The following is a 22,674-nucleotide window of genomic DNA, read 5'->3' as shown; positions in this document are numbered from 1 at the left end:
CCTCAGATAACCAGAGATAACCAGGTACCTTTCGCGGGAGGACATTCATGCGGGTAGTCATGTTCGGATACCAAACCTGGGGTCACCGCACCCTCCAGGCGCTGCTGGACTCCGAGCACGAGGTCGCCCTCGTGGTCACCCACCCGCCGAGCGAGCACGCGTACGAGAAGATCTGGGACGACTCCGTGGCCGAGCTGGCCGAGAAGCACGGCGTGCCGGTGCTGATCCGCAGCCGCCCCGACGACCTCGTCGAGCCGCTGCGCGCGGTCGACCCCGACATCATCGTGGCAACGAACTGGCGCACCTGGATCCCGCCGGAGGTCTTCACACTGCCCCGCCTCGGCACCCTCAACGTGCACGACTCACTACTGCCCGCGTACGCCGGCTTCTCGCCCCTGATCTGGGCGCTCGTCAACGGCGAGCCGGAGGTCGGCGTCACCGCGCACATGATGGACGAGGTATTGGACGCGGGCGACATCGTCATCCAGCGGGCGGTGCCGGTCGGCCCGACCGACACCACCACCGACCTCTTCTATCGCACGCTGGAGCTGTTTGGGCCGATCACCACGGATGCACTGGCGCTCATCGCCACCGGACGCACCGACTGGGTCGAGCAGGACCGTTCGAAAGCCAGCTTCTTCCACAAGCGGTCCATCGAGGACAGTCGCATCGACTGGGCCTGGCCGGCCGAGGAGATCGAGCGCCTGGTCCGGGCGCAGTCCGACCCGTATCCGAACGCCTTCACGTATCGCGGCGGCGAGCGATTGCGGGTGGTGTCGGCAGCGGTCTCCGAGGGCCGCTATGGCGGTACCCCGGGCCGAATCTTCATCCGCGAGGGTGACGGCGTGGTGATCGTCGCCGGCACGGACGCGCGCCGCGGCCGCAACCCCGGCCTGGTCCTGCGCCGCGTCCGCACCGAGGACGGCACCGAGTACGCCGCCATCGACTACTTCCGCACGATGGGCGGCTACCTCACTGACCGTCCGGCTCCGTGACCGGCGGGACGTAGAACGCGGTCGTGTTGGCCACGCGGCGGGCCACGTCTTCCGGGTCGAGGCCGGCGTCCAACATGGCCGCGCCCCAGGCCTCGCTGCTACGCGTCGCGAACTCGCGGCCCTCCGGTGACGCGTCGAAGGCCTCGCGCTCCTCGGGTGTGAGCTCGCCACCACGAAGGTGCAGTGCGAGCCCGAGCAGCGCGAGGTCCCAGCCGACGCCGACGGCGCCCGGTCCGAACTCGTCGTCCAGCTTCGGGTCGACGACGGCGGCGTGTTCCAGTTCGAGCGTGGTGGTGGCGCCGCCTGGGCCTTCGGACAGGCGCACCGTAACCTCGGAGACGTCGGACGGGCCGGGGTTCTCGCCGTAGACCCACGTCACCTTGAGGTGTCGGGGCGGTTCACAGTGGAGGATCTCGCCACCGGCGTTGCCCTGGAGCTGGTATCGCCCTCCGATCTTGAGCTCCCCGGTGACCGGCATGAACCACCTGGTAATCCGCTCAGGGTCGGTGATGGCTTCCCACACGTCTTCGATGTCGGCTGGATAGCTGCGCTTCAGCGTGACCGTGGCGGCCTCGCCGGCCGGGATCGTGGCGCGGCCGAGTCCACGTTGGACTGCGGCCAGCTCGTCGACGATGTCCTTCATGCGTCATCCTTCTTTTTCGGGCGGCGCTCCCGCTTGCCGCGGGCGAGCTCGGTCGCCAGCGCGTCGAGGCGCTGGCCCCAGAAGCGCCGAAACGTCTCCAACCAGAGGTCGACCTCGCGCAGCGGCGCGGTGTCGACTGTGTACAGGCGGCGGGTGCCCTCGGCCCGGACGGTCGCGAACCCGTTGTCGCGCAGCACGCGCAGGTGCTGCGACACGGCGGGCTGCGAGATCCCGAATTCCCGCTGGATGGCAGCGGTCACCGCGCCGGAGGTCTGCTCACCCTCGGCGAGCAGCTCCAGGATGCGGCGGCGGACGGGATCACCAAGGACATCGAACGCGTGCACGACCAACAATAACGGCGCTAGCTTATATAAGTCAATCCTGGTGGTCGTCCAGCAACTCCAGGAGACCTAAGGCGTGGGCGGTGGCGAGGGCGCCGGCCCGGTTGCGGGCGCCGAGCTTGCGGAACAGCCGGGCCTGGGTGTTCTCCACCGTCTTCTCCGCGATGCCCAGCGACCGCGCGGTCTGGCGTACCGTATGGCCCGCCGCGATCGACCGCAGGATGTCGCCCTCGCGCGTGGTGAGGTCGGGCAGGCCGCCCTCCGGCTCACCGGCCCGGTTGCCCACGGCGTCGATGAGCCACGTCGCGGCCGTCGGGTCGACGGTCAGATGGCCGGAGACCACCAGGGTAAGGGCCGGCACCAGCGCCGTGCCGATCCGCTCGGCCGCGACGATCCCGATCGCGCCCCGGCCAAGGGCTTCGAGGATGTCGCCTCGGGTCATCGGCGCCGAGCACACCAGCAGCACGGGTACCCAGGACTGACCCAGCCTCGGCCAGTGCTCCGGCGCCGGGTCGACCAGGATCACCGGCGCGGCGGACGATCCGACGTAGTCGTCGACCTCCTCGCCGTCCGGCGTGGTGTCGGTGACGAAAGGAATGTGGTGCGACAGCAGCGCGGCCGCCGCCTGGTGCCGCGCCGGCACGTCCGGGCCGCGCAACACCGCGAGCCGCAGCCCGCCCATCGCGTACACCCGGGGGCGGCCGGGCGGCAGCCGGTTCACCAGCCCTAGGGCGGCCGCCCTAGCGACCGCGTGGCTCTGGCTCGACACCGCGAGCTTCTGGTAGATCCGTCGCTTGGCATTCTCCACTGTGCACGGTGTGAGTCCCAGCAGCTCCGCGATCCGGCTCACCGTATGCCCTGCGGCGGTCAGCGTGAGGATTTCGCGCTCCTGCTCGGTGAAACCGACGCCGTTCTGGGGGCCCGCGCCGGTGCGCACGGCCTCGGCGTGCTGGTGCAACAGCATCAGCAACGCGTCGAGGCCGTGCGACGACGGCACGAGGGTGTCGACCCCGGCCTGCTGGCTCGCCGCCAGGTCCGAGGACGACAACCGCTCGTACACCACAACCAGGCGCAGGTACCGGAACCGGGTGCGCAGGTCGATCAGCGTCGCCAGCGCCTCCGTCAGGCGCGGTCCCGCGTCGTAGATGACGACGTCTGGCCCGCACAAGTCGCACAGGCCGAGCAGCGCGCCGTCATCGGCGACGTGACCGACGACTGTGTACTCCGCTTGCGCTGTCAGGCAGACAGCCAGCGTGTCCCGGAACAGCCGTCGGCTGGACCGGATGGCGACCCTGATGACGCGACCGTTCGACAACATCGTCCGCTGCACGGCCTGCCTCCTCGGCATCCGTCCCCAGCCCAGTTTCCAGTTTGTTACATAGACTTCCGTGAGTGTCGGACTTTTACCTCAGATGGCGCATCAGTCCTAGGGGATTCTTGTCCAGATGTCCGGTTACTGGCCACGACTAGCCGGGTCAACCCGGGCGAATCTGAGCAAGTCAGTCACCCGGAAGTTGCCGGGCGTCTGGCTCGGCAGTGTCGGCCTCCACGTCGGCGCGACCGCCAGGTACGAGTTCGGGTCGAGTTGCAACAGACCGATGAACACCTCGCCCACGACCGTACCGCCGACCGGCCCGAGCCGCCGCCCCCCGGCAAGGATCTCGGCCTCCGCCAGCGTGTAGTACCAAAGCGGTGTCTGGTTCTCCAGCGCCACACCGTAGTGCGCCAACTCGGGCAGGTGCAGCTGCGGCGCGCCGATGGCCTGGGCGATGCGCTGCCCGGCGGGAATCGACCAGGTGACATGCCGCAGCAGGTTGCGTTGGGGCAGCGAGATCGGCGGGGCGCCGCTCGCGATCGCGGCCAGTGGCAGCCGGAACATCGGCGTCGAGATCTTGCGGTCGATGAGCTTGTTGTTGCGGACCAGGCCGTCGCCGAAGTCGAAGAACGTCTGCCAGCCGATGAACCGCCGTGGCGACCGGGCGCCGCCGCGCATGTCCTCCGGGTCCGCCTGGCCCTCCGCCGCCGGGTCGAAGATGAACGCGAAGAACTGGGTGTTACCCGGGTTGCCCTGGAAATTCACCCGGTACGACGGGCGCACCTGGGTGTGGCCGAACCGGTAGCAGGCGCCCTGGAACTCGACCGGGATGAACGCCGGGCCGGGCTCCGGCCGGTACCAGCGCCGGCCGCCGGAAAGGATCCGCTGTACGACGTCCGCGCCGATCGTCAGCGGCAGGAACTCGTTCAGGATGATCCACTGGTAGTGCCACGTGAGGATGCGCCGGGCCTGGGCAAACTGGTTGGCCGCGGGCACGCCCTGCGCACGCAGGTCGTCCACGATCCGGTTGTGCGCCAGGATGAAGGCGCACTGGAGACCGGAGATCACCACGTTCTCGTCGTTGCGCGGGTCGGCGATGATGGCCGACCCGTTCGCGTTGCGCGGCACGTCCTCGAACCGGCCGCCCGACTCGATGCGCAGCTTGACCCGGTCCGACTGGTACAGGTTCGGGCTGGCGGCCGGCCCGCCGCCGTACACGGAGTCGAGGTCCAGGGCCGGCGTCCGCACGTTTGGCGTGCTCTCGGGCGCCGTCGGCACACCGAGCGGCGACGACGCGTCGAACGTCATGTCGTGGTCGAGGAACTGCCCGATGAACGTGACGCCAGCCGTCATGCTGGCGTTGTCCGGGTTGTTGACGAACAACGCCGGATCGACGATCAGGTCGACCGGAGCCCTGGTCAGATCGTCCTTGGCGTCCATGATTCCGCCGGCCTTGCCCATGTCGATGAGGGCGGCGCGACGCCGGTCGTCAGCGGGAACGAACGGCGGCAGATTCGGATACATGCGTCCGAAGCGATCGGCGGGGGTGGCCGCGATGACACGGGTTTCCGGGGGTGCGGCGAGCGCGCCGCGGGGACCGAGCGCGACAGCTCCCGCCGTGCCGACGCCCAGGCTGGTGAGGACGGAGCGGCGACTGACCTTGGAGTTTCGACCTTCTGATCGTGGGGTACGGGTCATGGGGGTTGCCCACCCTTCGCCCGTGGGCGGCGCTCGAACGGCGCCGGGATGACCACGGAGTGACCCAAATTCTTGAACGATTACCAATCACGCCATACCGCCCCAAGGGGATTCAGTGGGAGCGCGCCCAAACCCCCCGGTAGGGATTCGGGCCAGGGTGACCGGCGACGGCTTCAAGCCTGACGGCCGTCGCTGGGCACCCCGGCCCGAATCCCTACCGCAACAACCTCAACCAGGCTGCTGTTCGGCGACCGCGAACTGCACCGACCCGTTCGGGTCCACGGCCGCGTCGAGGGCCTTGTCATCCAGCAGCTCGGCAGCCGACGACTCCAGGAAGAGCCGCGCGCCAGACTCGTCGACGACCTGGTCGCCATCCACGGGCTCCGGGGCGAGGCTGAGCGTGAGCGCACCCGCGCTCGGGTCGGTGGCGATCCGGAGGCCCGCGCCGTCCGGCACCTGGGGCTGCTCGGTCAGACTGCGGATAACCGCTACCGCGTTGTCGGTCAGGGTCAGCATTACGCATCCTTTCGACTTCTCGGTCAAGCTCGGTCAGCTCGGTTGCCAACCGGCATATCCGGCCACCGTACCCGCGTTCCCGGAATCCACCACCGGCGTACCATCTCGACCATGGCGGAAAAGGTCACGTTGACACTCAGCGCGGACACCCTGGCCAGGGCCCGTGCCGAGGCCCGCGCGGCTGGCATGAGCCTGTCGGAGTGGATCGACCGCGCGGCGCGCCGCGCCGCGGTCCGGGACGCCGCACGCCGCCACGAGGAGTGGCTGGCGACCGACCCGGACGCGCGCGCCGAACTGGAAGGCTTCGACCGGATGGCGGACCGCCTCGACGGCGGCTGGCCCGACCCACCCACCGACCTGGTGGACGCCGCATGACCCTGCCCATTGGCGCTCGCCGGTGAACCGGGGCGAGGTGTGGACCATCGGTGACCGCGCCGACCTGCGGTACCGCGTGGTCGTGCTCTCCGGCGACGCGCACAACGAACGCCCCAGCGCCGCACCGTACTGCGCCCCGGTTGTCCGGCAACGCGGCACCACCGACCTGCCGCCGTTCGCCGTGCCGCTCGCCGAGACCGACCCGGTGGCCGGCGTGGTCGTCGTCAACCGGATGCGCCGCCTCCCCGCCACGGCCGGCGCCGAACGCATCGGCATGGTCACGGGCGCCAGCCTCGCCCGCCTCGACGAAGCACTACGCGACCTCTTCGAGCTCTAGCGCCGCGGGGGCGCACACCCACCCGCTCACGCGTCGATCTCCCTTGATCTGTGAAGGCGTCAGATTAGGGCGCTTTCGGAACCTCGTCGAGGTGGATGCCGAAGTGCTCCCGGTACGCGGCCAGGGCGGCTTCGTCGGAGGAGAGCGGCTCCTCGGTGCGGGCGCCGTCGCGGGTACGGATCAGCGTGCGGCCGCTGATCGTGACGCGGTCACCGCGGTCCAGGCGCGAGCAGATCGTGTTGCGGGTGAAGTTCGAGCCGGGAGAGGTCTGCTGCCACCAGCACGTCGGCTCGAAGTCGGCCAGGGTCCGCGGGCGGAGCTCGATCCGGTACTGCGGCTCACCGTCCTTCACCACCTCGACGTCCCCGTCGTCCGTGTCGACCAGCGCGAACCGCCCGTCCGGGTCCACCTGCTCCGCGCGGTCGTCCCAGCGGAGCGGGTGCCGGCTGTGCGCGCCGAACCCCACGTCGGCCAGCCACGTTCCGGTACCGTCCGCAGTGGACACCAGCAGCGCGAGGTGGTCGAACGGCGGTCCCCACCGCCCGCCGCCGAACACCCGGGCGCCGACCCGCGTCACCGTGTACCCGAACGCCTCAAGCAACACCGCGAACGCCCCGTTGAGCTCGTAGCAGAAGCCACCACGGCGCCGCTTTACGATCTTGTCGAACAGTGCGTCCTCATCGAGGGAGATCTGCTCGCCAAGGTGAATGCTGAGGTTCTCGAACGGTACTGCCGAGAGGTGGGCTTCGTGCAGGTCGCGCAGCGCGCTTGCGGTGGCCGCCGAGGGCCGCGGGGCGCCGATCCGGTCGAGGTACGCGTCGACATCCATGCGTCAAGCCTGCGACCTCAACCCGGCTTCACGTCAAGCTCGCGCCCCACGGATCAAGGGACTTTTCACCGATCAAGGGCGAACGCACGCGGAAAAGAGATCGAACCACGTGCGTTTGCCCTTGATCGGCGGAAGAGGGGCGGCGGGGCGGGGGCGGGCCGGGGCGGGGGCGGGGCGGGGGCGGGTTAGCCCAGGTTTTGGGAGAGGGCTGTCGATGTGCGGGTCAGCGCTGTTGCGGCCTCGTCTTCGGCGTCGCCGGACAGGGAGACGGCGGTGCCCATGACGGCCAGGGCGGCCACGATCTGGCTGCGTTCGAACACGGGTGCCGCGATCACGCGTACCCCGTTGTCTTCCGGGACGTTGACGGCGTACCCGCGACGGCGTACCTCGTCGACGATCCGGCGCAGGTCGGTCGATGCCTTGATCCGGCGGGCGACCGCGGGCGCCTCGACGGCGGGCAGGAAGGCGCAGAACACGCGGCCCTGCGCCGACCGCGTCAGGTCGAGCTGCGACCCCGTGCGAACGCTGAGGCGCACGTCGCCGGTGGTGTTGTCGAGACAGCGCACCACGCTTGGTGCGTCGCCGTTCCAGACGCTGAGCACGCTCGTGTGGTCGGTCTCGCGGGTGAGCCGTTCCAGGTACGGCTCGGCGGCCGTCACGATCGGCAGCCCGGCGCGGGCCGCCGCCTCCAGCGCCAGGATGCGCGGCCCGAGCGTGTACTTGCCGGAGGCCGGGTCGTATCGCAGCAGGTTGGCGGCTCGCAGCGCCCGGGCGTACCGGTGGGCGGTGGCCTTGCTCATCCGAAGTTCGGCGGTGATCTCGGCGAGGCTGAGCCGGGGCCGTTCGACGCTGAACGCGCTCAGCATGGCGGCGGCGCGCTGCACGGTCTGGATAGCGGGCCCATCGGGCATGTGCCGGACTTTAGTGCGTTATGCCCTCCCCGAGCTGTCGGAAGGGCGACCCGATGGGGCATCGCAATGTTCACCAACATGACATGATGACGTCGCCTCCCGTGATATTGCGGAGTCTCCCGTGATCCAGCGGAAAGGATGGGCTCGGTGGACGCGTCGCCCGCGATCCAGACCGTGCAGCGCGCCGCCGTGATCCTCAGTGCCTTCACGGTGAGCCGGCCCCGGCTCAGCCTCAACGAGCTGACCGCCAGCCTCGGCACCAGCAAGGCCACCGCCCATCGATACACAAAGGCGCTGCGGGAGAGCAACCTGCTGCGATATGACGAGCGCGAGGCGCTCTACTCGTTGGGTCCGCAGATCCTCACGCTCTCAGCCGCCGCCCGGGCCGGCATGCCGGTGATCGGCGTCGCCGGCCCACACATGCAGCGGCTCGTGCGCGAGCTCGACGAGACCGTCGTGTTGAGCGTGTGGGACGGCGACACCGCGGTCGTGGTCCGGGTCGACGACAACACCGACAGGGTGATCCGCATCAGCGTGCGCACCGGTTCCCGGCTGTCGCGCACCGCGTCGTCGCAGGGCCGCGTGTTCTGCGCGTTCCTCAGCTCCGCTGAGGTGCCCGCGCTGGTCGCCGACCTGGCCGCCTCCCCCGAGCTGCGCCGCGAGCTCGAACGCATCCGCGCGGCGGGTGTGTCTGCTCACACGCCGCCGGTCAACGGCATACGCAGCGTCGCCGCGCCGGTTTTCCGAAACGGTACGTTGATCGCCAGCATGGCGGTCGTCGGCACCACGAGCTCGGTCCCAGAGGGTGCCGACTCGCCCCTCGCCGCCGCGCTCAAGCACACGGCAGCCCAGCTCACAGCGGAATTGAACAGCGCCAACCCTGGATGATCGGGTTATCGGTAACTGGCCGGAAGGCTGTCTTATTCCAACCCGTTGACGAAGCCGAGGGGCGTCCCTACGCTGGCCACGGTGAGCAATGATCAGCAGAAAGTTACGGCAACCGCCTTCCTTGATCCGCACTTCACCGTCGGTGAGGTGAACCCCCGGCTGTTCGGGTCCTTCCTCGAGCACCTCGGCCGGGCCGTCTACAGTGGAGTGTTCGAGCCCGATCACCCCCTGGCCGACGAGGACGGGCTGCGCACTGACGTACTGGGGCTGATCCGCGAGCTGGGCACCACGATGGTCCGGTACCCCGGCGGAAACTTCGTGTCCGGGTACAAGTGGGAAGACGGTGTCGGCCCGGTCGAGCAGCGGCCACGCCGCCTCGACCTCGCCTGGCGCACCACCGAGACCAACCAGTTCGGGCTGAGCGAGTTCATGCGGTTCACCGCCAAGACCGGCCTGGAGCCGATGCTCGCGGTCAACCTCGGCACCCGCGGCGCCGCGGAGGCGTACGAGTTGCTCGAATACTGCAACCACCCCGGCGGCGCCGCGTACTCCGACCTGCGCCGGGCGCACGGCGACGAGAAGCCGTACGGGATCAAGCTGTGGTGCCTGGGCAACGAGATGGACGGCCCGTGGCAGATCGGCTTCAAGACCGCTGAGGAGTACGGCCGGCTCGCCGTGGTCGCCGCCAAGGCGATGCGCCTGGTCGATCCCGACCTCGAACTGGTCGCCTGCGGCAGTTCCGGGCGGGGCATGCCCACCTTCGGCCAGTGGGAGGCCACGGTCCTGGAGCACGCCTACGACGCCGTCGACCTGATCTCCTGCCACGCGTACTACCAGGAGCGCAACGGCGACGTCGACAGCTTCGTGGCGTCCGCCGCCGACATGGAGGCGTTCATCGACGGCGTGGTGGCGACCGCTGACTACGTGGGCGCCAAGCGCCGCGACCCCAAACGCATCAACATCTCGTTCGACGAGTGGAACGTCTGGTACCAGGAGAACTCCCCGCACCCCGAGCCGGAGCCGTGGGCGGTCGCACCCCGACTGCTGGAAGACCTGTACTCGGTGACCGACGCCGTCGTGGTCGGCAGCCTGCTGATCACGCTGCTGCGACGCAGCGACCGGGTCACCGCCGCGTGCCTGGCCCAGCTCGTCAACGTGATCGCGCCGATCATGACCGAGCCCGGCGGCCCGGCGTGGCGGCAGACCACCTTCTACCCATTCGCCGACGCCGCCCGCTACGGCCGGGGCGAGGTGCTGCGGCTCGCGGTCCAGAGCCCCACCCACGACACGGCCGCGCACGGCACCGTACCGCTGCTGCACGCCACCGCCGTGCGTGGCGAGGACGGCTCGCTGACGGTGTTCGCGGTCAACCGTGACACCACCCGCCCGCTGGAGCTGGCGGTCGACCTGCGCGCGTTCGGCGACGCCGCCGGGCCGGTGACGCACACCTACCTGGCCGACGCCGACCGGCACGCCAAGAACACGCTCGACCAGCAGGACCGGGCCACGCCGAAGGCAGGCCCGCGGGTGGTGCCGGATGGTGGCGTGCTGCGCGTCGAGCTGCCGCCGCTCTCGTGGAACACGATCCGACTCTGATGGGCCCGCGCCAGGACCGGGCCCGGTCACCGTACACCGGGTGGACGCGAGCGCACTGGGAGGCGGCCGCCGACCGGACGCTGGCCGCCGTGCGCCCGTACGCTTCGCCCGGGCACGCGCTCGTCGACCTGCCCGGTCCGCCCAGCATCTCCGGACGGCGCAGCGACGGCCTGGAGGGCTTCGCGCGCACCTTCCTGGCCGCGGGCTTCCGGCTCGCGAACGCTTCGGGGGGCGCTGAGGGCGCCGACGGCACGCTGGCCGAGTGGTACGCGGACGGCCTCGCCGCCGGCACCGACCCCGGCTCGCCGGAGCGCTGGCCGCGGGTCACCGAGGTCAACCAGGCCAAGGTGGAGGCGGCGTCCATCGCACTGGCCCTGCACGAGTCGCGGCACGTGCTGTGGGACGCGCTCGACGACGGGGTACGCGAGCGCGTGGTGACGTGGCTGGCCGAGGTGATCGGCCAGCCGTACCCGGCGTGCAACTGGCTGTGGTTCCAGAACGTCGTCGAGGCGTTCCTGCGCTCGGTCGGCGGCCCGTGGTCGGCCGAGGACATCGAGTCCAACATCTCCACGATGGACGGCTGGTATATCGGCGAGGGCTGGTACACCGACGGGTACGAGGGTCGAGGCACCGCTCGCAACTTCGACTGGTACGCCGGCTGGGCGATGAACTTCTATCCACTGTGGTATTGCCGGATGTCCGGCGACCACGCCGGACCGGAGCTGTGGAGCCGGTACCGGGAGCGCCTGCACCTCTACCTGGAGGGCGCCCAGCACCTTTACGCCCCGGACGGCGCGCCGCTGCACCAGGGCCGCTCGCTCACCTACCGGCACGCCGCGCTCGCCCCGGTGTGGGCGGGCGCCATCTTCGACGCCAGCCCCCTGGCACCCGGCCGGGCACGGCGGCTCGCCAGCGGGGTGCTGCGGCACTTCGCGGAGCGCGGCGGCGGGCCCACCCCGGACGGCTCGGCACCGGACCGGCTGGAGTCGATCGGCTGGTACGGGCCGCTGGAGCCGATCCGGCAGCCGTACTCGGGGCCCGGCTCGCCGTACTGGTCCAGCAAGGGCTTCGCGGGCCTCGTGCTGCCGGCCGACCATCCGGTGTGGACAGACGTGGAGCAGCCACTCGAAGTCGAGGAGCGCGACGTGGCCCGCACGCTCGCCGTGCCCGGCTGGCTGGTGTCGGCCACCCGCGCGGACGGCGTGGTCCGGGTCGTCAACCACGGTGCCGACCACGCGGCCGACGAGGCGCTCAGCACCGACGACCCCGGCTACTCGCGGTACGCGTACAGCACGCACGCCGGACCGGAGTACGCCTGCCGCCCGGTCGACAACCACGTCGCGCTGCTCGACCCGAGCGGCTACCCCACGCACCGCCGGCCGCTGCGCCCGGTCTCCGTCGAGGGCCGGGTCGCCATCTCCCGGCACCGGGCGCACTGGCCGGTCGGCGAGCTGCCCGACGAGCACACGTGGCCGCCGCGCCAGCCTGCGTTCTGGACCGGCCCGTGCGTCACCACCGCGTCGGTGCTGCGCGGCGCCGTCGAGGTGCGGCTGGCCCGGGTGGACGGCGCGGCGCACGGCGGGCCATGGACGCTACGGATCGGCGGGTACGCCCTCGCGGACGCCGAACCGCCGGAGGCCGAGGCCGACGGGGCGACAGCGACGGCTCGCCGACCCGACGGGTTGACGTCCACTGTGGTGGGATTGGTGGGGCTGCCGGCCGGCCGGGTCGCGGATCGGTCCGGCGTCAACGCGTTCGGCACGTACTCGGCGACCCCCACGGTGGAGAGCGGCGCGCCGGTGCGGCTCGGCGAGGTTTACGCGGCGGCGGTGATCCTCACCGCGGCGGCGGGGCCGGAGCTGCCAACGGTGACGGTGTCGCCCGACGCCGCGATCTTGGTGAGATGGCCCGACGGGGAGGAGGATCACCTGTGGCTGGGCCCCCCGGAGTGAGCCTGCTCGGTGACTCGGTGCTCGACCCGACCGCCCTTTACTTCGTCTCGTACCAGGGCATCGTCAACAACGCCTCGTACCAGCAGCACGGCCTGCTCACGCACGCCGGACACCAGTACGCGGCCTGGTACACGGCCAGCCGGCACGCGGTCGTGGCCCGCCGGCGGCTGCCGCACGGCATCTGGGAGCCGGTGCGCCTGGCGCACCAGCTCAGCGTCGACGACTCGCACAACACCATCTCGCTCGGCCTGTCGCCTGCGGACGGCATGCTGCACGTGGCCATGGACACCCACGACAACGCGGTGTTCTACTCCACTCTGGAGGGACCGGTCCGGCGTACCCTAGGCGACCTGGACCTCGGCTCCATCACGTACCCGCGGTTCCTGGTGACCCCCGAGGGCCGGCTCCAGATGTCCTACCGCACCGGGCGCTCGGGCAACGGCGCGATGGAGCTCGTCGAGTACGACGGCGCCTGGCACAAGGTGGGTGCCTGGTCCTCCCCGACCGGCGCGTACACGGTGAACGGCACGACCAGCGCGAGCCGCAACATGTACCTGCACGGCCTGGCCTACTGCCGCTGCGCCCGGCTGCACGCGGCGTTCACCTGGCGCGAGGACAACAGCGCCGTCCTCACGCACCCGGGCGGGCTGGCCAACCACGACACCGGGTACGTCTACAGCGACGACCGCGGGCGCACCTGGCACAACGCCGCCGGCGACGTGGTGGCCCGGGCCGGCACCGACCAGCTCGTGGCGGTGGACTCCCCTGGGCTCGTCGTCGACCCGGTGGGCGTCGACCGCGCTCTAATCAACCAGGAGTGCCTGGTCGTCGACTCGGTCTGCCGGCCGCACGTCGTGATCAGTTACGTGCCCGAGCGGTTCGTGCCGGCGGTGTCCGACTTCGTCGGCGAGCGGGAGCGGTACGGCCGGGTCTTCCACCTGTACCTGGACCGCGAGCGCGGGTGGCAGAAGACCGAGATCCCGGTGCCGCTGGCGGCGTTCGGCCGATCTCAGCTCGTGCTCGACAGCGCCGACAACGCGTACCTGGTGCTGCCGTACGGCCGGATCATCACCGCCAGCGCGGCGAGCGGCTGGACCGACTGGACGCCGCGTCTGGAGGGCGCCGGCCTCGGCGCGTTCGGCGAGGTGGTGGTCGACCGCACCCGGATGGGGATCGACGGCGTACTGTCAATCCTCTACCAGCGGCCCTCCACCGGCGACGAGCCGTCGCCGATCCACGTCGCCGACTTCGCGATCGATCCACAACATTGACATAGATCCATGCGAACTCTTCGCGCCCACGGAACGTGTTCGGCGGGCGAAATCCGCGCGCAGCTCGGCCATCATCGCCAGGACCGCGCACGGCGAGCCTGGCGTCCGTTTGTGCGGACGCCAGGCTCTTTGTGTGATCAGCCTTTGATGCCGGTCATCATGACGCCGCGCACGATGTACCGCTGCGCCAACAGGAACACCAGTGCCAGCGGGATCACCGAGACGACGGCGCTGGCGAACAGCGCCGGCAGGTTGATCGACTGCGATGTGAGGTTGGTCGACATCGCCACCTGGACGGTCCAGAACGCGGGGTCCTGGCCGATCACCAGCGGCCACAGGAAAGCGTTCCAGTGCTCGATGAACGACAGCACGCCCAGCGCGGCCAGCAGCCCGCCCGAGTTGGGCAGTGCCAGCCGGGCGAACACGCCGAGGTGGCCGAGGCCGTCGACCCGGCCGGCGTCTTCGATCTCCTGCGGGAAGCGCAGGTAGAAGCCGCGGAACAACAGCACCGCGAACGCGTTGAACAGGCCTGGCACGATCAGGCCCCACAGCGTGTTGACGCCGCCCATCGACCCGACCACGACGAACGTCGGCACGAACGTGGCGGCACCCGGCACCATCATCGTCACAATGATCAGGGCGAACACCGGCTTGGCGGCGGCCACCTTGATGCGGGCCAGGGCGTACCCGGCCATCGCGGCGAGCAATGTGGACACCGGCGCGGAGACCACCGCGACGATCGTCGAGTTCATCAGCGCCCGCCCCAGCGGCACGCTGGTGTTGTCGAACGCGTCCTTGAAGCCCTGGAAGCTGATGTCGCTGGGCCACCAAACCCAGTCGAGGCCGCCCAGCTCCTGCTGGGTCATCAACGAGTTGCGCAGCAACAGGTAGAACGGGAAGAGGAAGGGGATCGCGAACACGATCCCCGCCAGATAGGTTCCCACGCGGGCGTTCTTCACGTCAGTCCTCCTTCCCAAAACCCGTCAGCCTGCTCTGCGTCAGCGTGAACGCGATAATCAGCAGGGTCACGACGAACGCGCCGGCCGAGCCGAGGCCGTAGTCCTGTTGGCCCATGGCGACGTCATAGAGGTACACGAGCGGCGGGCGGCCGTCCGGACCGGGCGCGCCGGCGAGACCGGTCGACAGCAGGTTGTAGAACTCGTCGAACGCCTGGAACGACGCGATGATCAGCAACATCGCGATCGCGACCGAAGTGTTACGCAGCAGCGGGAACGTGATGTGCCGGAAGAGCTTCCACTCGCTGCGCGCACCGTCGACCCGAGCCGCCTCGTACAGCTCGGCGGGGATGTTCTGGATCGCGGCGAGGAACAGGATCATGTACAGGCCGACCTGGAGCCACAGCCGCACGGTGATGATCACGATCCAGTACAGGGGCGGGTCGACGGTCGCGATCCACGCGGTCGGCTCCTGACCCAAGAGGCCGGCCAGCGAGTTGGCCGCGCTCGCAGGCACGCCGCTGAAGAGGCTCATCTTCCAGATGAGCGAAGCGACCACATAGGACACCGCGGCGGGGATGAAGAACGTGGTGCGGAAGAACGCCCGCCCGCGGCGCAGCCGGTTGACGAGTACCGCCAGCCCCAGCGAGATGCCGAACGTGATCGGCACGATCACCAGGGTGAACAGCACGATCATCCAGAGCGCGTCCTGGAACCGGGGGTCGGCGAAGAGCTGGCGATAGTTGTCGATGCCGACCCAGTTGCCGAGCGAGATCGTGCCCCGGGCCTCGCTGAAGCTCAGCAGGAAGCCCCAGGCCATGGCGATGTACTTGAAGATCAGCAGGCCGACGACGATGGGCGCGGTCAGCAGGATGAAGGCCCGCCAGGCCGGCCAGTCCACGCGGCGGCGCCGCGCCCCCGCAGTGCCCTGCGGGGAGCGCGGCGCCGCTTTCGCGCCGGATGAGGCGGTACGGAGGGACACCGTACGCGCCTCAGACCTGCGGAAGTGCGTCGAGCGCCTGCTGCGACTGCTGCTGCGCCTTGGTCAGCGTGGCAGTCGCGTCCGCGTTCTTCTTGATGATGTCGGAGACCGCGTCGTCGTACGGCTTCTGCACCGACGGCGCCCACAGCGCGGTGTTCCGGATGCCGTACTGGTTGAGGATCTCCACCGCGGTCTTGGCCTCGCCCGACTGGAGCGGCGTGGCGGAGGCGGCGGTGGACGCGCGCGGCGGGACGTGGAAGCCGTAGCTGAGCGCCCAGTCCTTCTGCACGTCGGCGTTCTGCAGCCACAGCCACTGCACGTACTTCTTGGCCGCGTCGATGTTCTTGCTCTTGCCGTTGACGACCTGCGACCAGCCGCCCAGGATCACGACCGGCTTGCCGTTCGCGCCGTGCTTCGGCCAGGGGATCAGCCCGAAGTCGCCGGGGATCTGCTTCTGCAGCGCCGGGAGCGCCCACATGCCGCCCCAGGAGATGGCGGTGGCACCGGAGATGAGCGCGTCCGGCTGGTACCACTCGGTGGTGTAGTTGAGCAGCATCGAGTTGTTCGTGAACAGCTGGCGGGCCACGGTGAGCGCGTCCGCGATCTCCGGGCTGGCGTAGACCGCCTTGCGCCCGTCGAGGTACTGCTGGCCGACCGAGAACGCGAGCACGCCCCTCATGCCGGCGATGCCGTCGTTGCCGACGAAGATGCCCTTCGTCTTGCCCTTGGTGAGCGCCTTGGACGCGGCGACCAGGTCGGTCAGCGTGGTAGGCGGCTGGATGCTCGCGCCACTGAGCAGGCTCTTGCGGTAGTACAGGTACATGACGTCGATGATCATGGGGACGCCATACGTCTTACCACTGTGCGTGAGCGCGCCAAGGGCGTGCTCGTTCAGCTCGCTCTTGGTCGACCCGATGATGTCGTCCAGCGGCGTGACCTGCTGCTGCTGGACCATGTCGGGTGTGACTTCGTTGATCTCGTAGATGTCGGGGCCGTCGGGGGTCAGCACGGAGGACTGCCACTTGGTCTTGTAGTCACCGGGCACCCAGGTGACCTTGACGGCCACGTCGGGGTTGGCCTTGGTGTAGTCGGCGGCGTAGCGCATCGCGGCCTCGCGGGTGCCCTGCTCGCCGTACTCGTGGTACCAGTGGTTCAGCGTGATCTTGGCATCGCCGGAACCGGAATCGGAACCCGTGGGGTCCGAGGTGCAGGCGTTCAGCGCGACGCCACCGACGAAGAGCAGCGAGGTACCCAGGAAACCGCGACGGGACAAGCCGGGGGTTGATCCGCTCATGATGCGACGTCTTTCTTCTCGTAGTTAGATACGCATCGACAGGTCGACCGGTCGAAAACATTTCGGGCCAGTTAAGTGAGGCGTAGCCTAGGTATCACCAACCACTTCGTCAAGGCCAAAGAATAAGTGTTGCCAACCCGTTGACGCGGCCTTCTTCGGTGTGGACGATCTCCGCCATGGCCTTCGGCATTCCCTCCCTATCCGGCTTCGCCTTCGGCGGCGACTACAGCGCCGAGCAGTGGCCGGAAGAGGTATGGACCGAAGACCTCCGGCTGATGAAACAGGCCGGCGTCAACCTCGCGACCGTCGGCGTGTTCTCGTGGGCGATGCTGGAGACCGCCCCCGGCCGGTACGAGTTCGGCTGGCTCGACCGGCTCATGGACCTGCTCGCCGCGCACGGTGTCGGCGCCGACCTGGCCACCGCGACCGCCACACCGCCGCCGTGGTTCAGCCACAAGCATCCCGAGTCACTGCCCGTCGGCCCCGACGGGCAACGTCTCTGGTACGGCAGCCGCCAGTCGTACTGTCCCAGCTCTCCCGCGTACCGGGACGCCACCGTGGCGCTCGTCGAGCAGCTCGCCAGCCGATACGCCGAACACCCGGCGCTCGCCATGTGGCACGTCAACAACGAGTACGGCTGCCACATCGCGCGTTGCTGGTGCGACACGTCGGCTGAGGCGTTCCGGCGCTGGCTGCGGGACCGGTACGACACTGTGGACGCGCTCAACGCCGCCTGGGGCACCGCGTTCTGGTCCCAGCGGTACACGTCCTTCGACGAGGTGATCCCGCCCCGGCAGACGCCCAGCTTCACCAACCCGACGCAGCAGCTGGACTTCTACCGGTTCTCCTCGGCCGAGCTGCTCGACTGCTACCGCGCCGAACGCGACGTGCTGCGCCGCCTCTCCCCCGGCGTACCCGTCACCACGAACTTCCTCAACGACGGGTGGAAGGTCGACTTCTGGGCGTGGGCGTCCGAAGTGGACGTCGTGGCCATGGATCACTACCTGTTCGCCGAGCGCGCCGACCCGTACGCCAACCTGGCCTTCATCGCCGACCTGGCCCGGTCGCTCGCCGGTCGCCGGCCTTGGGCCCTGATGGAGCACGCCACCAGCGCCGTCAACTGGCAGCCGCGCAACCTCGCCAAACCGCCCGGCCGCCTGCGCCGCGACTCCCTCGGGCACGTCGCCCGCGGCGCCGACGCCGTCCTGTACTTCCAGTGGCGCGCGTCCCGGGCCGGCGCCGAGAAGTGGCACTCCGGCATGGTGCCGCACGCGGGCACGGACACGAAGGTGTGGCGCGAGGTCGTCGGCCTCGGCGCCGAGCTGGGCGCCCTCAGTGGCGTCACCGGCAGCGAGGTGGTCGCCGACGTGGCGATCCTGCTCGACTGGTCGAGCCTGTGGGCGCAGAGCCACCCCAGCCAGCCCAGCGTCGACATGGACCCGGTCGCGTTCACCGAGCAGTGGCACGCGGCGCTGCGGGCGGCGACGATCACGTGCGACTTCGTGCCGCCCGGGGCGGACCTGTCGCGGTACAAGCTGGTGCTGGCGCCAGCGCTGCACCTGGTGAGCGACGCCGACGCCGCTTCGCTCACCTCCTATGTGGCCGGGGGCGGCACCGTCCTCATCGGACCGTATTCAGGCGTGGTCGACGAGAACGACCACATCCGGCTCGGCGGATACGGCGCCTGGCGTGACCTGACCGGCGTACACGTGGAGGAGTTCTTCCCCCTCGCCGCCGGTGCTCGGGTCGCGCTGTCGAACGGCGCGTCCGGTCGAGTGTGGACCGAGCTGGCGACGGCGGTCGACGCCGAGGTCCTCGTGTCGTACGCGGACGGGCCGCTGGCCGGGGCGCCGGCGCTGACCCGGCGCCCGCACGGCGCCGGCACCGCGTACTACCTGACCACCCACCTGGACGACGCGGAGGTACGCGCGCTGCTGGTCCGGGTGGCGGCGGCCGCCGACGTCGCGCCGATCCTGTGCGACCCGCCGCCGGGGGTCGAGGCGGTCCAGCGCCGCCACCCCGACGGCCGCACCTACACCTTCCTGACCAACGACTCCGATACCGAGGTGAGAGCCGCCGACACCCCCCTCCCACCCCACACCGTGACCATCCTCGGCCCGTGACCCGCCTCTAGGAGCGCTGCCAGGACTGGTTTGTCGCGCCGTGGCAGGTCCATAGGTTGGTGCCGCCATTGCAGGTGTAGATGGCGGTCGGGGTGCGGACGGTCAGCGACGTGCTGGCGTTGTTGAGGTTGTTGACGACCAGCGTCCACGCTCCATCGTGGTCGAACGCGGACACCTGTACACCGCTGGGCGCACCCGTCACGTTGTGCCGCACCGCACCCGGCCACACGAACCGGCTGTAGTGCGCGAGGCCGTAGTAACGCTTCGTCACGTACAGGGACTGGTTGCCGTTGCTGGCGTAGTTCGGGTCGTAGTAGATGAGGCCGTCGTTCCAGCCGGACGAGTTGGCCCGGTTCTGGCAGCCGGAGCTGGCGACCGGATCGCAGCCGAGCATCGGCGACAGCGCGGTCCACCAGTGGAAGGCGCTGTCGGCCAGGTACGCGGCGAACGCCTGGGTGCTCCCGGAGGCGAGGGTGCCGCCGCAGCTCTGCCCGTTGCTGGTCCACGCCGCCGGGGCGCTGTTGACGAAGCCGATCAGGTCCCGCACGCCCATGTCGAGGCGTACTGGAGGAACATCCGGCCGCCCGCGTCCCTGTTCCAGTCATAGCCGCCGGACGAGGTGCGGAAGGTCTGCGGCGCGCGGACCGGGTTGGTGACCGCCGTGCCGCCGCCGCCGATGTTGTACCGGTACGCGCTCAGCGCAAGCCCGCTGGACCCGAAGAGTAGGTTGGCGACCTGCTGGCGCGCCGCGGGAGCGAAGTTGACCAGGTCGTTTGGCCACCAGGCGCCGGACGCGCCGAAGTTGTCGATGGTCTGCGCCGGTGCCGGCGAGACCTCGGCGCCGGCGGCCGCGTACGCCGGTGTCGCAACCGAGAGGGCGGCGGTGAGCCCGACGACGAGGGCGGCAGCCAGCTGGCGGGAAACGCGCATACGGTACCTCCGGGTCAGGTTTGGCGGACGAGACCTCCCGCGTTGGTGCCGATGGCGGAGAGGAAGCGTTCCAGGGCGAAGGTCGCCGCGCCGAGACTCACGGGGTTGCCGGCGATGCGGCACAGCGTGATCTCGGTGGCCGCGAGCGGGCGGCGGAGCGCGTGACGGCCCACCACGGCTCGCACCTCGGCGAGCAGCGCGTCGCCGAGACGGGCGGCGACCCAACTGCTGAGCACGACGACTTCGGGGTTGACGAGGTTTATGAGGTCGGCGACCGCGACGCCGAGGTACCGCGCGGTCTCGGTGACCACTTTGGCCGCCACCGGGTCGCCGTCGGCCACTGCGCGAGCTAGCGCCTCGATCGTGGCGGTCTGGTCGTCCGGGTGCAGGAATGGGCTGTTGGGGGCGAGGTCGCGCAGGTTCTGCATGATGCCGGGCGCGCCGACGTAGGTCTCGACGCAGCCACGGCTGCCGCAGTGGCAGAGCCGGCCGTCGACGACGAGCGTGGTGTGGCCCCATTCGCCGGCGCTGTTGGTGGCGCCGCGGTAGAGCGCGCCGCCGAACGCCAGGCCGGCGCCGACGCCGGTGCCGAGGTTGACCACGACGACGTCGTCGCGGCCGCGCCCGGCGCCGAACCACAGCTCGGCCACCACGCACGCGCGCAGCGGGTTGTCCAGGTACAGCGGCATGTCCAGGGAGCGCGCGAGCTGGCTGCGCAGGGGTACGTCGTGCCAGTCCCAGTTGGGGGCGAAGACGGACACCCCGCCCTCGCGGTCGACCTGGCCCGGCACGCTTATCCCCGCGCCGAGCACCCGGTCGTGCCCGACGCCCGCCGTGGCCAGCGCCGACTCGACGCTGGACACGACGTGCGCCACCACCTGATCGGGGCGGTTCTCCTCCGGGTGCAGCTCTTCCTCGACACTGGCGAGTACCGTCAGCGCGGGGTCGAACAGCTCGACGTGTACGTACGTCTCCGCCACGTCGATGCCGACCAGGACGCCGCCGTTGGGGTTTATGGCGACCAGGCCGCGGGGCCTGCCGCCACCCGAGTCCTGGTAGCCGACCTCGACGAGCAGGCCCAACTCGAGCAGCTCGCCCACGAGGTTGGAGACCGTGGCGAGGCTCAGGCCGGTGTCGCTGGCGATCTGCTGGCGGGACACTGTGGCGGACGCGATGATGTGCCGTAGCACCTCGAAGCGGTTCGCTACCCGAATGTCTCTGGACGTACGCTTCACGAGCAAACTGTAACCCTTCGACGAACCCTTAGATTACGGCGCTCCGGTCCGTTGCCACTGCTGGTTCGTACCACTCGTGCAGGCGTACTGGATAGCCCTGGTGCCGGCGGTGGTCGAGCCGCTGACGATGTCCAGGCACTTGCCGCTGTGCCGGGCGGTGAGCCGGTAGTAGCCGCTGCCCACATCGGTGATCTGCCACTGCTGGTTGGTGCCGCCGCCGCAGGCCTGCTGGGTCACCCGCACCCCGTCGGCGGTCGACGACGACGGTACGGTTAGGCACCTGTTGCTGTGCCGCGCGATGAGCTGGTGGTACCCGGTGCCGAGGTCGAGCACCTGCCAGTGCTGGTTCGCGCCGCCATTGCAGCCGTACTGCCCCACCTCGACACCGTCGCCGGTCGCCTGGCTGACCACGTCGAGACATTGTCCACTGTGGCGAGCGCGCAGCGTCTCGTACGCGTTGCCGGAGCCGTTGCCGCTGACCGCTCCGGTGGCGGTGTCGATGTTCACGCGGGGGTACCAGGTCATCGACAGGGACGTGTTGGACGGGAAGGACAGCGGCAGCCACACGTACTTGGAGTCGTTCGCCTTGCCGCCCCAGGCACCGGCCCACCGGTCGCCCAGGTAGAGGTACGAGGTGGTCGAGGTGCCCTGCACCGGCACGACGTACGCGGACTGGGAGCCGTACGTGATGCTGTTGCCGACGTTCGTCGGCGAGGTCCAGCTGCCCGTGACGCTGCTGGCGGTCGCGTACCGGGCCTGGTTGGGCGACCAGCCGGTGGCGCCGGAGGTGAACAGGAAGTACACCCCGTTGCGCTTGAACATCGCCGGGGCCTCCCGGTACTGCCCGACCCAGAGCGTCTGGACCAGGCTGGCGACCCCGAGGTAATCGGAGGTCAGGCGATAGATGTTGAGGTCGGCGTTCACGCGGGTCGCGGAGATGAGGTACGCGGTGCCGTCGTCGTCGCGGAACACGGTCATGTCCCGCGAGTCGTACCCGAGGGGCCGGAAACTGCCCCGGTAGGTGTAGTTGCCATCCACGGTGGACGACGTGGCGACCGCGACCCGGGCCTGGCCGTAGTCGGAGCCGTTCTCCCAGTGCATCCAGAGCACGTACTGCCCCGTGGACGAGTTGTAGATGACCTTCGGGCGCTCGATGTTGCTGACGTTCAGCTCAGCCGCTGAGCTCTGGGTCAGGACGTTGTTGCGGAACTCCCAGTTGCGCAGATCGGTGGAGCGGTACACGGAGACGTACCGGAAGGTGTTGTTGTCGTTGCGGTTCTCGCCGAACCAGTAGTAATAGCCGCCGACCTTGATCATCCCGCCTCCGTGGGCGTGCAGCGGGTTGCCGGAGGTGTCGGTGAACTGGACGCCGTTGGTGACCGTGACGGTCGCGGCGCGGGCGGCGGCCGGGAACGCGAGCAGGAGGAGCAGCCCGGCCAGCACGGCCGCCAGATGTCTTGTGCGCGGTGCCCTGCGCATGGGACCTC

General features: G+C 69.8%; 22 protein-coding genes. 8 read left to right on the top strand and 14 right to left on the bottom strand.

Going from position 1 to position 22,674, the window contains the following annotated elements:
• Positions 1-47: 47 nt before the first annotated feature.
• Positions 48-995, top strand: coding sequence for a methionyl-tRNA formyltransferase (locus V6V89_RS12400; RefSeq protein WP_334619197.1), 948 nt, complete (start codon positions 48-50; stop codon positions 993-995).
• Here V6V89_RS12400 and V6V89_RS12395 read toward each other — a convergent pair.
• The 5 genes from V6V89_RS12395 to V6V89_RS12375 form a co-directional block, all read right to left on the bottom strand.
• Positions 973-1,638, bottom strand: a complete 666-nt coding sequence (locus V6V89_RS12395; RefSeq protein WP_334619196.1) for an SRPBCC family protein — start codon at positions 1,636-1,638, stop codon at positions 973-975. The genes V6V89_RS12400 and V6V89_RS12395 overlap by 23 nt on opposite strands.
• The gene (locus tag V6V89_RS12390) at positions 1,635-1,982 is read right to left on the bottom strand and encodes an ArsR/SmtB family transcription factor (protein WP_334619195.1); all 348 of its coding nucleotides are present in this window, start codon (positions 1,980-1,982) and stop codon (positions 1,635-1,637) included. The genes V6V89_RS12395 and V6V89_RS12390 overlap by 4 nt, the downstream gene beginning before the upstream one ends.
• Before the next feature lie 31 nt (positions 1,983-2,013).
• A complete protein-coding gene (locus V6V89_RS12385) occupies positions 2,014-3,309 on the bottom strand; it encodes a response regulator transcription factor (RefSeq protein WP_334619194.1) in 1,296 nt (431 codons plus the stop codon).
• A 123-nt stretch (positions 3,310-3,432) separates the two neighbouring features.
• Complete coding sequence (locus V6V89_RS12380; RefSeq protein ID WP_334619193.1) at positions 3,433-4,992, bottom strand: peroxidase family protein; 1,560 nt, start codon at positions 4,990-4,992, stop codon at positions 3,433-3,435.
• Positions 4,993-5,220: 228 nt separating this feature from the next.
• A complete protein-coding gene (locus V6V89_RS12375) occupies positions 5,221-5,508 on the bottom strand; it encodes a HesB/IscA family protein (protein WP_334619192.1) in 288 nt (95 codons plus the stop codon).
• Between the two features lie 111 nt (positions 5,509-5,619).
• Between V6V89_RS12375 and V6V89_RS12370 the strand changes: the two genes are divergently transcribed.
• Positions 5,620-5,883, top strand: a complete 264-nt coding sequence (locus V6V89_RS12370) for a hypothetical protein (protein WP_334619191.1) — start codon at positions 5,620-5,622, stop codon at positions 5,881-5,883.
• Positions 5,884-5,905: 22 nt separating this feature from the next.
• Positions 5,906-6,220 carry a type II toxin-antitoxin system PemK/MazF family toxin gene (locus V6V89_RS12365; protein ID WP_265253285.1) on the top strand — a complete coding sequence of 105 codons (315 nt, stop codon included), beginning with the start codon at positions 5,906-5,908 and terminating at the stop codon, positions 6,218-6,220.
• 64 nt (positions 6,221-6,284) lie between these two features.
• Here the strand turns inward: V6V89_RS12365 and V6V89_RS12360 are convergent, their stop codons facing one another.
• Together V6V89_RS12360 and V6V89_RS12355 are read right to left on the bottom strand one after the other, a co-directional pair.
• Positions 6,285-7,049, bottom strand: coding sequence for an arylamine N-acetyltransferase family protein (locus tag V6V89_RS12360; protein ID WP_334619190.1), 765 nt, complete (start codon positions 7,047-7,049; stop codon positions 6,285-6,287).
• Between the two features lie 185 nt (positions 7,050-7,234).
• Entirely contained in the window at positions 7,235-7,960 is a 726-nt protein-coding gene (locus tag V6V89_RS12355; protein ID WP_334619188.1) for an IclR family transcriptional regulator, read from the bottom strand.
• 147 nt (positions 7,961-8,107) lie between these two features.
• Between V6V89_RS12355 and V6V89_RS12350 the strand changes: the two genes are divergently transcribed.
• The 4 genes from V6V89_RS12350 (at position 8,108) to V6V89_RS12335 (ending at position 13,667) form a co-directional block, all read left to right on the top strand.
• Positions 8,108-8,848, top strand: coding sequence for an IclR family transcriptional regulator (locus V6V89_RS12350; protein WP_334619187.1), 741 nt, complete (start codon positions 8,108-8,110; stop codon positions 8,846-8,848).
• Positions 8,849-8,929: 81 nt separating this feature from the next.
• On the top strand, positions 8,930-10,444 hold the full coding sequence (gene arfA / locus V6V89_RS12345; RefSeq protein WP_334619186.1) for an arabinosylfuranosidase ArfA: 1,515 nt from the start codon (positions 8,930-8,932) through the stop codon (positions 10,442-10,444).
• The gene (locus V6V89_RS12340) at positions 10,444-12,396 is read left to right on the top strand and encodes a DUF2264 domain-containing protein (protein ID WP_334619185.1); all 1,953 of its coding nucleotides are present in this window, start codon (positions 10,444-10,446) and stop codon (positions 12,394-12,396) included. The genes arfA and V6V89_RS12340 overlap by 1 nt, the downstream gene beginning before the upstream one ends.
• Positions 12,375-13,667 carry a BNR repeat-containing protein gene (locus V6V89_RS12335; RefSeq protein WP_334619184.1) on the top strand — a complete coding sequence of 431 codons (1,293 nt, stop codon included), beginning with the start codon at positions 12,375-12,377 and terminating at the stop codon, positions 13,665-13,667. Before V6V89_RS12340 ends, V6V89_RS12335 begins: the two co-directional genes overlap by 22 nt.
• Positions 13,668-13,804: 137 nt before the next feature.
• Here the strand turns inward: V6V89_RS12335 and V6V89_RS12330 are convergent, their stop codons facing one another.
• Genes V6V89_RS12330 through V6V89_RS12320 form a run of 3 tightly spaced genes read right to left on the bottom strand, consistent with a single transcriptional unit; the run spans position 13,805 to position 16,899 of the window.
• Complete coding sequence (locus tag V6V89_RS12330; RefSeq protein WP_334619183.1) at positions 13,805-14,626, bottom strand: carbohydrate ABC transporter permease; 822 nt, start codon at positions 14,624-14,626, stop codon at positions 13,805-13,807.
• A gap of 1 nt (position 14,627) precedes the next feature.
• Entirely contained in the window at positions 14,628-15,605 is a 978-nt protein-coding gene (locus V6V89_RS12325; protein WP_334619182.1) for a carbohydrate ABC transporter permease, read from the bottom strand.
• 10 nt (positions 15,606-15,615) lie between these two features.
• Positions 15,616-16,899 carry an ABC transporter substrate-binding protein gene (locus tag V6V89_RS12320; RefSeq protein ID WP_334619181.1) on the bottom strand — a complete coding sequence of 428 codons (1,284 nt, stop codon included), beginning with the start codon at positions 16,897-16,899 and terminating at the stop codon, positions 15,616-15,618.
• 176 nt (positions 16,900-17,075) lie between these two features.
• On the opposite strand from V6V89_RS12320, the gene V6V89_RS12315 reads away from it, so the two are divergent.
• Positions 17,076-19,022 (top strand): beta-galactosidase, encoded by a 1,947-nt coding sequence (locus tag V6V89_RS12315; RefSeq protein ID WP_334619180.1) that lies wholly within the window; start codon positions 17,076-17,078, stop codon positions 19,020-19,022.
• 7 nt (positions 19,023-19,029) lie between these two features.
• On the opposite strand, the gene V6V89_RS12310 is transcribed toward V6V89_RS12315, so the two are convergent.
• From V6V89_RS12310 to V6V89_RS12295, 4 genes are read right to left on the bottom strand one after another with little or no spacing between them, the layout of a single operon-like run.
• Entirely contained in the window at positions 19,030-19,575 is a 546-nt protein-coding gene (locus tag V6V89_RS12310; RefSeq protein WP_334619179.1) for a hypothetical protein, read from the bottom strand.
• The gene (locus V6V89_RS12305; protein ID WP_334619178.1) at positions 19,557-19,952 is read right to left on the bottom strand and encodes a glycoside hydrolase; all 396 of its coding nucleotides are present in this window, start codon (positions 19,950-19,952) and stop codon (positions 19,557-19,559) included. The genes V6V89_RS12310 and V6V89_RS12305 overlap by 19 nt, the downstream gene beginning before the upstream one ends.
• A gap of 14 nt (positions 19,953-19,966) precedes the next feature.
• The gene (locus V6V89_RS12300; protein WP_334619177.1) at positions 19,967-21,187 is read right to left on the bottom strand and encodes an ROK family protein; all 1,221 of its coding nucleotides are present in this window, start codon (positions 21,185-21,187) and stop codon (positions 19,967-19,969) included.
• Positions 21,188-21,220: 33 nt separating this feature from the next.
• Complete coding sequence (locus V6V89_RS12295) at positions 21,221-22,666, bottom strand: RICIN domain-containing protein (protein WP_334619176.1); 1,446 nt, start codon at positions 22,664-22,666, stop codon at positions 21,221-21,223.
• Positions 22,667-22,674 lie beyond the last annotated feature (8 nt).

The sequence above is a fragment of the Micromonospora sp. CPCC 206061 genome (assembly GCF_036906915.1).
Lineage (GTDB): Bacteria > Actinomycetota > Actinomycetes > Mycobacteriales > Micromonosporaceae > Phytohabitans.
Note: the sequence above shows the minus strand (reverse complement) of the source record. Positions and strands in the feature narration are given on the sequence as shown.